The 10578-nt window shown below is 70.6% G+C and carries 12 protein-coding genes; 5 read left to right on the forward strand and 7 right to left on the reverse strand.

Features of this window, described 5'->3' with window-relative positions:
* Positions 1-201 precede the first annotated feature (201 nt).
* The 5 genes from ABS772_RS21130 to ABS772_RS21150 all read right to left on the reverse strand — a co-directional run bounded on the left by ABS772_RS21130 (position 202) and on the right by ABS772_RS21150 (position 4032).
* Positions 202-408, reverse strand: a complete 207-nt coding sequence (locus ABS772_RS21130) for a Trm112 family protein (RefSeq protein ID WP_350396714.1) — start codon at positions 406-408, stop codon at positions 202-204.
* 61 nt (positions 409-469) lie between these two features.
* Entirely contained in the window at positions 470-1138 is a 669-nt protein-coding gene (locus ABS772_RS21135; RefSeq protein ID WP_350396718.1) for an LON peptidase substrate-binding domain-containing protein, read from the reverse strand.
* An 82-nt stretch (positions 1139-1220) separates the two neighbouring features.
* Complete coding sequence (locus tag ABS772_RS21140; protein WP_350396720.1) at positions 1221-2129, reverse strand: co-chaperone YbbN; 909 nt, start codon at positions 2127-2129, stop codon at positions 1221-1223.
* A 299-nt stretch (positions 2130-2428) separates the two neighbouring features.
* The gene (locus ABS772_RS21145) at positions 2429-2968 is read right to left on the reverse strand and encodes a hypothetical protein (protein ID WP_350396722.1); all 540 of its coding nucleotides are present in this window, start codon (positions 2966-2968) and stop codon (positions 2429-2431) included.
* Between the two features lie 71 nt (positions 2969-3039).
* Positions 3040-4032, reverse strand: coding sequence for a glutathione S-transferase family protein (locus tag ABS772_RS21150; RefSeq protein WP_350396724.1), 993 nt, complete (start codon positions 4030-4032; stop codon positions 3040-3042).
* A 207-nt stretch (positions 4033-4239) separates the two neighbouring features.
* On the opposite strand from ABS772_RS21150, the gene ABS772_RS21155 reads away from it, so the two are divergent.
* Complete coding sequence (locus ABS772_RS21155) at positions 4240-5358, forward strand: NADH:flavin oxidoreductase/NADH oxidase (protein WP_350396726.1); 1119 nt, start codon at positions 4240-4242, stop codon at positions 5356-5358.
* Positions 5359-5468: 110 nt separating this feature from the next.
* Here the strand turns inward: ABS772_RS21155 and ABS772_RS21160 are convergent, their stop codons facing one another.
* The gene (locus tag ABS772_RS21160) at positions 5469-6275 is read right to left on the reverse strand and encodes a phosphodiester glycosidase family protein (protein ID WP_350396727.1); all 807 of its coding nucleotides are present in this window, start codon (positions 6273-6275) and stop codon (positions 5469-5471) included.
* Between the two features lie 229 nt (positions 6276-6504).
* Between ABS772_RS21160 and ABS772_RS21165 the strand changes: the two genes are divergently transcribed.
* Complete coding sequence (locus ABS772_RS21165) at positions 6505-7014, forward strand: hypothetical protein (protein WP_350396728.1); 510 nt, start codon at positions 6505-6507, stop codon at positions 7012-7014.
* 62 nt (positions 7015-7076) lie between these two features.
* On the opposite strand, the gene ABS772_RS21170 is transcribed toward ABS772_RS21165, so the two are convergent.
* Entirely contained in the window at positions 7077-7481 is a 405-nt protein-coding gene (locus ABS772_RS21170; protein WP_238255798.1) for a DUF4174 domain-containing protein, read from the reverse strand.
* A gap of 119 nt (positions 7482-7600) precedes the next feature.
* Here ABS772_RS21170 and ABS772_RS21175 point away from each other — a divergent pair, with 119 nt between their 5' ends.
* From ABS772_RS21175 to ABS772_RS21185, 3 genes are all read left to right on the forward strand, one after another.
* Positions 7601-8617, forward strand: a complete 1017-nt coding sequence (locus tag ABS772_RS21175; protein ID WP_350396730.1) for an NADP-dependent oxidoreductase — start codon at positions 7601-7603, stop codon at positions 8615-8617.
* Positions 8618-8821: 204 nt separating this feature from the next.
* Positions 8822-9373, forward strand: a complete 552-nt coding sequence (gene ssb, locus ABS772_RS21180; protein ID WP_350396731.1) for a single-stranded DNA-binding protein — start codon at positions 8822-8824, stop codon at positions 9371-9373.
* Positions 9374-9723: 350 nt separating this feature from the next.
* Positions 9724-10329 (forward strand): helix-turn-helix domain-containing protein, encoded by a 606-nt coding sequence (locus ABS772_RS21185; RefSeq protein ID WP_350396732.1) that lies wholly within the window; start codon positions 9724-9726, stop codon positions 10327-10329.
* Positions 10330-10578: the final 249 nt, after the last annotated feature.

Here is a 10578-nt window from a genome sequence, read left to right on the forward strand (position 1 = left end):
TGGGGAGGGGTTCGGGGTGGGGGTGGTGCAGAAGGCACCGCACCGCCTCATCCTGAACCACCCCCACCTCCTGCCTCCTCCCCACAAGGGGGAGGAGCGGGGCGACGGCGGCTGAAGTGATCAACCGGAAACGGTATTATCGGTCGCGCCGCTGGATCGCTTCGCTCCGCTCGCGATGACGGCGCCTCTGACAGAAAAGAATCACTCCGTCAGCGAGCGCGCCTCTTCCGGCAGCATGATCGGGATGCCGTCGCGGATCGGGTAGGCCAGCTTGGCGGAGCGGCTGATCAGCTCCTCGCGGGCGGAATCGTATTCCAGCGGCTCCTTGGTCAGCGGGCAGACGAGGAGTTCGAGCAGACGGGGATCGACCCGGGTCGCCTCGACGGGCGGGGCAGAGCTATCGGCCATGGTTCGTGTCACTTCCGGTGGGCTGACTCGCGGCCGGCGGAGCGGCCGGGAGACGTGAAAACTACTGCAGGGTCGGCTCGGAGCCGCTGGCGCGCACGAGTTCCATCTCGGTCACGGCGACCAGCACCTCGGCCCGCGTCTTGAGGTCGGGCGCCTCCAGCATCGCCTGCTTCTCGCGCACGCCGAACGGGCTCATCATGCAGAGCGCGTTGACCAGCGCCTCGTTCGGCGCCTCCTCGATGCCGGCCCAATCGACCTGGAGCTCGTTGGCCTCGATGAAGTTGCGCAGGGCCCGCAGCACGCCGTCGCGGTCGACCGCCTCCTCCCCCGCCCGCGCCTCGAAATCCTGGGCGAAGGTCTCGTAGGACACCTGGCAGCGGCGGTAGGCGGTGGTGACGGCGAGTTCGCTCTCGACCCGGAAGCGGCTGACGCCGGTGAGCGAGATGAGGTAGCGCCCGTCGCCGGTCTCGGCGAACTGGCTGATCCGCCCGGCACAGCCGACGCGGTAGAGCCGGGGGCTGAGCGGCGAGCCGCCGCCCTCCGCGTCGGGCTGGATCATGCCGATGATCCGCTCGGAGCGCAGCGCGTCGTCCACCATGGCGAGGTAGCGCGGCTCGAAGATGTTGAGCGGCATCTGCCCCCGCGGCAGCAGCAGCGCCCCCGGCAGCGGGAAGATCGGAATGATGGCGGGGCAATCCGCCGGCGACTTGCAGCTCGGCTGCGGACTCATGCGCGGCTTTCCTGCTGAGGGAGGGGGCGGCGGGTGCCCCGTCCGGCTTCGGTCGCCGTCACGCTCTCGCGGGGATTTTGCCTCACGAGAACAGCAGCGTCGAGAGTTGGCGGCGTCCGCGGATCGCGGCCGAGTCCATCAGGCCCCAGGCCTCGAAGAACTGGAGCAGCTGCTTGCGGGCGGCGTCCTCGTTCCAGCTCCGGTCGGCGCGGGCGATGGCGACGAGCTGGTCGACCGCCTCGTCGCGCTTGCCGGCGGCGTTGAGGCCGAGGGCGAGGTCGAACCGAGCCTGGAAGTCGTTCCCGTCGGCCTCGATCCGCTTCTGCAGGCCGGCGAGGTCGCCCAGGCTCTCGGCCTGATCGGCGAGTTCGAGGGCCGCGCGCACGCCCGCGAGCAGCGGGTCGCCGGCCTTCTCCGCGGGCACCATGGCGAGAACCTGCCGGGCGTTCTCGGTCTCGCCGAGTTCGAGCTGGGTCTTGGCCAGCCCGGCGATGGCCTTGAGGTTCTCCGGCTCCTCGCGCAGCACCGCGGCATAGAGTTCGGAGGCCGAGGCGAGGTCGCCGGCCGAGGCGACGGCGGCGGCCTCTTCGAGCACCTGATCGATCTCGGAGGGGCCGGCGAGCCGGTCGACGAAGGCGCGCACCTCGGTTTCCGGCACGGCGCCCATGAAGGCGTCCACCGGGCGGCCGCGGTCGATCGCGATCACGGCGGGGATCGATTGCAGGCCGAGCTGCTGGCCGATCTGCTGCCAGACGCCCGGATGCTCGTCGATGTTGAGCTTGGCGAGCTTCACCCGGCCGCCGGCCGCCCGCACCACCTTCTCGAGGACCGGCGTGAGCTGCTTGCACGGGCCGCACCAGGGCGCCCAGAAATCGACGATCACCGGCTGGTTCATCGATTCGGCGATGACGTCCTGCCGGAAGCCCGCCGTGGTGGTGTCCTTGATGAGGCCGTCGGCGGGAGCGCCGGCGGCGGCGTTGGCTTCGAGCATGGAGCCCTCGAACAATCACAAAAACGCAAGTCGGTGCGTGCCGCGCAGGTTCGCACCGCACCGGCCCGTTACATGGGGCTTCGCGACGCAGCTGACCAGACGTTTTCGAAGGGCCGCCGGGAACGAATTCGGGGCGATCGCTTGAAAGCGATCACCCTTATTTTTCGCTGGCCTCAGTCGCCGGCGCCCGCCTCCGCGGGCTCAGGCTATCGCTCCGCTCGACGCTTTCCGAGGCTCATGCCTCGGAAAACCCGCTCCGCGCGGCGCTCTTCGCGCGATAGCCCTGAACGGATTCCCGCTCAGGGCTTGGGCGCGCTGGCCGGCCCCTCCTTCGGGGCGTCCTTCGCCGAGCCTGCGGCCCCCTCCTTGCCCGGCTCCGCGCCGGGTTTGGCATCGGTGACGAACACGCCCGCATAGGTCTTGCCCTGCGCATTCGCCTCGCAGGCGATCATCGTCTTGCCCGGCTCGGGCCGCGAGAACTTGCAGGCGCCGACCGCGGGGGTGGGACTGCGGACGATGCCCTCCTTATTCTTCATGCCCGCCACCACGAGGCTGATCGGCTGCAGCTGCTCGGTCTCCTCGGTCTGCTCGTGCTGCGCCCCGGAGCCGCTGAAGCTCAGGGTCTGGCCGTCCCAGGCGGCGAAGTCGAAGGTCGTGCGCCCGCGCGAGACCGTGTTGACGAGCTGCTCCTTGCAGTTCTGGGTGACGTCGAGGCCGCCGATCACCAGACGCTCGCAGCGACCGGTCATCGTCACCTCCGCCCCCTGCTGGGCCGTGGCCGGGCCGGCGGCCAGCAGGCCGAGGAGCGCGAGAAGCGGGGCGCGCGAGAGGGTCGTCATGGCGTGGGGTTCCTCCTGGTCGGCACTCGGTGCCGCGTGTCGCGATGGATATTTCCCGAGCTGCGGCCGGTTCAACCGCCGAAGCGCAGGGCGCGATCGTTGGGCGCATCGAAGTGGAGTTCGGGGCCGAGCGGCACGATCCCCGTCGGGTTGATGCCGGCATGGCTGCCGTAATAGTGGCGCTTGATCTGGTCGAGGTTCACCGTCTCCGCCACGCCGGGCAGGGCGTAGAGGTCGCGAAGGTAGTTCGACAGGTTGGGGTAGTCCGCGATCCGGCGCCGGTTGCACTTGAAGTGCCCGACATAGACCGCGTCGAACCGCACCAGCGTGGTGAACAGGCGGATGTCGGCCTCGGTGAGCGACGATCCGCAGAGGTAGCGCTGCCGGTCGAGCCGGTCTTCGAGCGCGTCGAGCTCGGCGAACAGGGCGGTGAAGGCCTCCTCGTAGGCGTCCTGCGTGGTGGCGAAGCCCGCCTTGTAGACGCCGTTGTTGACCCGGTCGTAGACGCGCGCGTTGACCGCATCGATCTCGGCCCGGAGGGCCTCCGGGTAGAGGTCCGGCCCCTCCGCGCCGAAGGCGTCGTTCAGCATGCGGATGATCTCGGCCGATTCGTTCGAGACGATGGTCCGGCGCGCCTTGTCCCACAGCACCGGCACGGTCACGCGGCCGGAATAGTCGGGCTTGGCGCGGACATAGATCTCGTAGAGCCGCCCGGCGCCGAACAGCGGCTCCGCGGTCGAGCCCGGCACGCCGCCCTCCTCCTCGGCCCGAAACACCCAGCCCTCCTCGCGCATGTACGGCGAGACCACGGAGACGGTGATGGCCGCCTCCAGACTCTTGAGCCGGCGGACGATCAGGGTGCGGTGGGCCCAGGGGCAGGCGAGCGCGACGATGAGGTGGTAGCGCCCCGCCTCGCCCGCGAACCCGCCCTCCCCCGAGGGGCCGGGGGCGCCGTCGGGCGTCACCCAGTTGCGGAAAGCGGAGGCCGAGCGCTCGAAGCGCCCGCCGGATTTGGCGGTGTCGTAGCCCCTGTCGTGCCACGCGCCCTCGACCAGCAAGCCCATCCCGAACGATCCTCTCGCGCTGCGCAGGGGGTGAGATGGGGGAGTCGGCCGCCGGGGGAAGTCTGCGGCAAGGATCCGGCGAACGGATCCCGCCGATCGATCCCGCGAAGGATCTCGGATCTCCCATGCGCGGTTCCGGGCTGGTGGTCGGGACCCGCCTGTCCCAGATAGGCCGCCGACCGCCGCCACCGTGTCCGGAGCCTGCCGATGTCCGCCCGCCTGTTCGAGCCCCTGCGCCTGGACGCCCTGGAGCTCGAGAACCGCATCATCATCGCGCCGATGTGCCAGTACTCGGCGCTGGCCGGTGCGGCGACCGACTGGCACCTGATGCATCTCGGCCAGCTCGCGCAGTCCGGGGCCGGGCTGCTCACCCTGGAGGCGACGGCGATCTCGCCCGAGGCGCGGATCTCGCCCGGCGATCTCGGCCTCTACGACGACGCCACCGAGCGGGCGCTGGCCCGGGTGCTCGACGCCGTGCGCGGCGCCGCACCGATCCCGGTGGCGATCCAGATCAACCATGCCGGCCGCAAGGCGTCGAGCCGCGCCCCCTGGGAGGGCGGCGCGCAGATCGCGCCGGAGGCCGTCGACGGCTGGCTCACCGAAGCGCCCTCGGCGATCCCCCACGCGGCGAGCGAGGTGCCGCCGCACGTCCTCGACGCGGAGGGTTTGAGGCGGGTGCGCGAGGGCTTCGTCGCCACGGCGAAGCGCGCCATGCGGCTGGGCATCGACGGCGTCGAGCTGCACGGTGCCCACGGCTACCTGCTGCACCAGTTCCTGTCGCCGCTCTCCAACCGCCGCGAGGACCAGTACGGCGGCAGCCTGGAGAACCGGATGCGCTTCCCTCTCGAATGTTTCGAGGCGGTGCGCGAGGCCGTGCCCGCCGGCAAGCCGGTCTGGATGCGGGTCTCGGCGACGGACTGGGTCGAGGAGGGCTGGGACCTCGACCAGACGGTGGAGCTCGCCCGCGCCCTCGGACGCCGCGGCGCGGCCGCCATCCACGTCTCGACCGGCGGCCTCTCGACCGCCCAGAAGATCACGCTGGGGCCGGGCTATCAGGTGCCCTTCGCCGAGCGGATCAAGGCGGAGACCGGACTCACCACCATCGCGGTCGGCCTCATCACCGAGCCGCGCCAGGCGGAGACCATTCTGGCCGAGGGCAAGGCCGACGCGGTCTCGCTCGCCCGCGCGATGCTCTACGATCCCCGCTGGCCCTGGCACGCCGCGGCCGAACTCGGGGCGCAGGTGCGGGCGCCGAAGCAGTACTGGCGCAGCCAGCCGCACCAGTACAAGGATCTGTTCAAGAGCGCGGCCTTCGGGCAGCGATAGCGCCCGCTCCAGAGCATCGTCCTGGAGATCGAATCCAGGACGATGCTCTTGGTCCCTGAATTAGCATCGTCTTTTTCCGAAAGCCGGCAGCCGCCTTTCGGGACGATGCTCTACTTCCCGACGGCCCCCACCAGCGGCCCGAGCGGGCGGCTGAGGTCGGAGCGGCCGAGGCCGGGCGCGTAGAGGCTCGAGACGCTGCCGTCGAGGAACAGGGCGTTGCGGCAGCCGAGGCTGTCCTTGAACAGGCGGGCGAAGGCGCCGAAGGTGACGGGGCGCTCCGAGATCGCGAACACCGCCACGCGCCCGCCGTCGCGGACGCCGACGCCGTTGCGGATCTTCTGGCTCGGGCCGTCCGCCGAGATCTTCGGGTGGACCTTGCCGTCGATCACCAGCATCGGCCCCGATTGCGTGGCGAAGTCGGGGGCCGGCTTGGCCCGCAGGTAGCGGGGGGTGTCGAGCACGCCGGCCCGGTCGCCCTTCACGTAGAAGACGCCGTTCGGCTTGAGGTGGAAGTTGCCCGGCCCATTGGCGGTGGAGACGCCCTTCATCTCGCGCCCCTCCTCGACATAGAGCCCGACCGGGGCCTGCCCCTTGTCGTACATGCCCGCATTCATCGCGAAGCTGAGGCGTTGGCCCTGCCGCTCGGCGAGACCCGACAGCGAGCCGTAGGGCAGCCCGTCCGCGCCGAGCCAGAACAGCCGCACGCGCTCGCGCCGCAGATCGACGGTGCAGACCGTGTAGGGCTGGCCCTCGAACTCGACCGCCTGGCACGGCCCCTTGGCGGGAGGGGTGGCAGGAGCAGTGGTAGGAGCGGTGACCGCCGTCGCGGCGGCCGGCTGCGCCCGGGCCGGCGCCGATGCGAGCGGGCCGAGGGCGGCGACGAGAACGGGAACGAGAACGGCGAAGCGGCGCGTCACGGGCGGGCGGTTCCTGTCTGGCGGCCGCCTGCGCGGAGCAGGCTCGGCCGTGTGCGCCCTCCTCGCGCGAAAGCATGGCAGCATTCAAGCGGACATCATCGGCGCTCTCTTCCCGATCGCCGGCACGACCGCGCCGCCTTCGGGACCAGAGGTCGCAGGGACCGATTTTTCCCGCCGAGCGTTCAAAGCCAACGGGGGATGGCGAAATTCTCTCTCGGGAGACGATCTGATGAAAAGGGTTGTTCTGGCATCGGCCGCGATGGCGGGCGCGCTGATGATGATCCCGGCAACCGCCGATGCCCGTCCGGGCTTCGGCGGCTTCCACGGCGGTGGGTTCGGCGGCGGGTTCCGCGGTGGCGGCTTCGGCGGGTTCCGGGGCGGCGGCTTCGGCGGTCCGCGCTTCGGCGGCGGGTTCGCCGGCCGGGGCGGCTTCTATCGCGGCGCCGGCTATGGCGGCTGGCGCGGCGGCTATGGCGGCTGGCGCGGTGGCTACGGCTACCGGCGCGGCATCGGCCTCGGCGGTGTCGGCCTCGGGCTCGGCCTGGGCCTCGCCGCGGGCGGCCTCTACGGCGCCTATGGCGGGTACGGCTATCCCTACGGCTACGGCGGATGGGGCAGCCCCTACGGCTACTCGACCGTCGGCTACGACCCCTATTACAGCGGCGGCTGCTACACCGTCCCGCGCCTGCGCTGGACGCCCTGGGGCTATCGCCGGGTCCTTGTCGAGCGCTGCTACTGATCAGCGAGACCGTTACGGAACGACGAGGGGCCGCACGCGGCCCCTCTTCTCTTCGCACAACATCAGCGCCGCTTCGCCTCGTCCCGCCGCATCGGCATGGCGTCGATGGTCGAGAACAGGCGCTGCGGCGCGATCGGCTCCTCCGAGGTGAGCTTGGCGCCGCCGTCCTTGCCGACGAGGACCGCCCGGAAGGCATCGCCCGGCAGGCCGAGACGACGGCGCAGGGCCACCGCGTCGGCCCCCGGTCCCACCGCCTCGACCGTGACGAGATCGCGCTCGGACGCTCCCGTCCGCGCGGAAGCGAGGGCCTGCCGTTGCGCCGCGAGGCGCGGGTCGCCCGCATCGCCCGCCGCCAGGACGAGGACCCGCGCCTTCCAGCGGTAGCCCGCCAGCGGATCCTCCCCCGCCGCCCCGGCGGGGCCGGCCGCCAGCACCGCCGCGGTCAGGGCCGCCATCCTCCACGCCATCGCGCATCTCCGCCCAGTGCCGCCTCGCCGAGGCCATCTCGCCGAGGCCGTCTTGCATTGCCGGAATCAGCGCGCGACCCATCTGCCCGGTTCCGTCTCGAACAACGCCGGAGCGCTCCATGGCCCTCGTCAACCGTCGGATCGTGCTGGCCGCGCGCCCGCACGGCGAGCCGAAGCCCGAACATTTCCGCCTCGAGGAAGGACGCCTTCCAGCCCCGAAGGAGGGGGAGGTCCTGCTGCGGACCCGCTGGCTCTCCCTCGATCCCTACATGCGCGGGCGGATGAGCGCGGCGAAATCCTACGCCAAGCCGGTCGAGATCGGCGAGACCATGGTCGGCCAGACGGTGAGCGAGGTGGTCGCCTCGGAGAACCCGGCCTTCGCCGAGGGCGACCTCGTGCTGGCCAATGCCGGCTGGCAGGACTTCGCCGTCTCGGACGGGCGCGGCCTGCGCCGCCTCGACCCCGCCGACGGGCCGCCGAGCCAAGCTCTCGGCATCCTCGGCATGCCCGGCATGACCGCCTATGCCGGCCTCCTCGAAATCGGCCGGCCGCAGCCGGGCGAGACCGTCGTGGTCGCCGCCGCCACCGGACCCGTCGGCTCCCTCGTCGGCCAGATCGCCCGCATCAAGGGCGCGCGGGCGGTCGGCATCGCCGGGGGCGCGGAGAAATGCGCCTACCTCACCGAGACGCTCGGTTTCGACGCCGCGGTCGATCACCGCGCCGACGACTTTCCCGAGGCGCTCTCCCGCGCCTGCCCCGACGGCATCGACGTGTATTTCGAGAATGTCGGCGGCGCCGTGTTCGACGCGGTGCTGCCGCTCCTCAACGAGTTCGCGCGGGTGCCGGTCTGCGGCCTCGTCGCGGGCTACAACCTGAGCGAACTGCCCCCCGGCCCCGACCGTTCGCCGATGCTGATGCGCGCCATCCTCACCAAGCGGCTGACATTGCGCGGTTTCATCGTCCGGGATTTTGCCGCGATGCAGGGCGACTTCCTGCGCGACGTCGGCGGCTGGCTGCGGGCCGGACGGGTCAAGGCGCGGGAGGACGTGGTCGAGGGACTGGAAAACGCCCCCACCGCCTTCGCCGGAATGCTGAAGGGCGCCAATTTCGGCAAGCTCGTGGTCAAGGTGTCCTGACGCGAGCCAGGCTCCGGCGAGCGCGACGGCGCTTGTCGGAATGGGAGAACAGATATAGAACATCTACGAGGGCGCGGCCTCAGTGGTTAGCGTGCACAAGCCTCGCCGACGGCTTGCCCGGCAGGGCGCCATGCTCAAGAGTCGCGGCCTTCGCGGGCGTCACGAAAAAATGCCCTGTGAGATCGGTTCGAATGGAGAGATGAGATGGCGGGCAGCGTCAACAAGGTGATTCTGGTCGGCAATCTCGGGCGCGATCCCGAGACCCGGCGCCTGGCCTCGGGCGACCCGGTGGTGAACCTGCGCATCGCGACGTCGGAGTCCTGGAAGGACAAGATGTCGGGCGAGCGCAAGGAGAAGACCGAGTGGCACTCGGTCGTGATCTACAACGAGAACCTCGCCCGCGTGGCCGAGCAGTACCTGCGCAAAGGCTCGAAGGTCTATATCGAGGGCCAGCTCCAGACCCGCAAATGGGCCGACCAGTCGGGCGTCGAGAAATACACGACCGAGGTGGTGCTCCAGCGCTTCCGCGGCGAGATGACGATCCTCGACGGCCGCGGCGGGGGCGGCGGCGACTTCGCGGGCGAGGACGAGGGCGGCGGCCAGATCAGCCGCGGCGGCGACCGGGGTGGCGACCGCGGCGGACGCGACGAGTACGGCGGCGGACGCTCCGGCGGCGGCGACCGCCGGCCCTCCTCGGGCGGCGGCGGCGGCGGCGGCAAGCCCAACTACGACCTCGACGACGACATCCCGTTCTAGGATCTGTGATACGATAGTCCGTTCTGTCGGAGGGGGCTGGCGCTCGTTGCGCCGGCCCTTTTTGATGTTGGGCAAGGCTCCGACGAGTCTTCTTCAGCGGGAGGCAAGGTCGCGCTGATCGAAAGCGCGACGCATTCGTTTAACCCTCGGCCGCCTCAGGATGCCGGCATCGGGGTTAATGCCAGCTGGGGGAGCCACTTGGTCGCCGCGCTGTCCGACTTCCGCTGCTGGAGGGACGCGTACGGGTGCAAAGCACCCGTCCTCTTCAACAAACCTTCCCGGTGGCGGCTTCAAAATCCTGCGCCATAATGGTTTCGCGCCGTCCGGCGCGCGGAGGCAGCCAGGGATCCATGCTCAACACAGCGTCGAACGCGCCCGTCGTCGAGGAGCGCCCGCTGGAGAAGGCGCTGGGCCATCAGGTCCGCCTGCTGCGGCGCGAGCGCGACCTGTCGGTGGCCGATCTCGGCAGCGCCGCCGGCATCTCGCCGGGCATGATCTCGAAGATCGAGAACGGCGCGATCTCGCCCTCGCTGGCCTCGATCAACGCCATCGCCTCGGCGCTCAACGTGCCGATCACCGCGCTCTTCGCCGCCTTCGAGGAGACCCGCGACTGCAGCCACGTCAAGCGCGGCCAGGGCGTGCCGATCGAGCGGCGCGGCACCAAGGTCGGCCATCTCTACGAGCTCTTGGGCGCCGGCATCCGCGGCGACGTGGTAGTGGAGCCCTACCTCATCACCCTGCAGGACGAGGCCGAGGCCTATACGAGCTTCCGCCACATCGGCACGGAGTTCATCTACATGCTGACCGGCGAGGTGATCTATCACCATTCGGGCCAGGACTATCACCTGGAACCCGGCGACGCGCTGATGTTCGATTCGAACGGCCTGCACGGCCCGGCCAAGCTCCTCAAGACGCCGATGACCTATCTCTCGGTCATCGTCTATCCGCGGGCGTGAGCGGACGGCGGTAACGGCCCGTTCACCCTGACCTGCGAGGCATCGTGCGACGGGGCGGGAGTGTGATGCGATGACGGGCGGTCGGCAGCGGGTGCTCGGTGCCCTCATTGCCATGGCCGGGCTCCTCGGCACGCCCGCTTTCGCCGCCGACCTGCCCCTGTTCGAACCGGGCTACGCCGCCGCGCCGCCGGCCCCGCGCTTCTTCCCCCGCGGCGACGGCGATGCCCTCGTCGACGGGCCGCCCCGCCC

Source organism: Methylorubrum podarium (assembly GCF_040270385.1).
Taxonomy (GTDB): Bacteria; Pseudomonadota; Alphaproteobacteria; order Rhizobiales; family Beijerinckiaceae; genus Methylobacterium; species Methylobacterium podarium.

Coding starts and splice junctions, on each gene's coding strand:
- ABS772_RS21130 (WP_350396714.1), bottom strand. CDS start 408: ATGGCCGATAGCTCTGCCCCGCCCGTCGAGGCGACCCGGGTCGATCCC.
- ABS772_RS21135 (WP_350396718.1), bottom strand. CDS start 1,138: ATGAGTCCGCAGCCGAGCTGCAAGTCGCCGGCGGATTGCCCCGCCATC.
- ABS772_RS21150 (WP_350396724.1), bottom strand. CDS start 4,032: ATGGGCTTGCTGGTCGAGGGCGCGTGGCACGACAGGGGCTACGACACC.
- ABS772_RS21155 (WP_350396726.1), top strand. CDS start 4,240: ATGTCCGCCCGCCTGTTCGAGCCCCTGCGCCTGGACGCCCTGGAGCTC.
- ABS772_RS21170 (WP_238255798.1), bottom strand. CDS start 7,481: ATGGCGTGGAGGATGGCGGCCCTGACCGCGGCGGTGCTGGCGGCCGGC.
- ABS772_RS21140 (WP_350396720.1), bottom strand. CDS start 2,129: ATGCTCGAAGCCAACGCCGCCGCCGGCGCTCCCGCCGACGGCCTCATC.
- ABS772_RS21175 (WP_350396730.1), top strand. CDS start 7,601: ATGGCCCTCGTCAACCGTCGGATCGTGCTGGCCGCGCGCCCGCACGGC.
- ABS772_RS21165 (WP_350396728.1), top strand. CDS start 6,505: ATGAAAAGGGTTGTTCTGGCATCGGCCGCGATGGCGGGCGCGCTGATG.
- ssb (WP_350396731.1), top strand. CDS start 8,822: ATGGCGGGCAGCGTCAACAAGGTGATTCTGGTCGGCAATCTCGGGCGC.
- ABS772_RS21185 (WP_350396732.1), top strand. CDS start 9,724: ATGCTCAACACAGCGTCGAACGCGCCCGTCGTCGAGGAGCGCCCGCTG.
- ABS772_RS21145 (WP_350396722.1), bottom strand. CDS start 2,968: ATGACGACCCTCTCGCGCGCCCCGCTTCTCGCGCTCCTCGGCCTGCTG.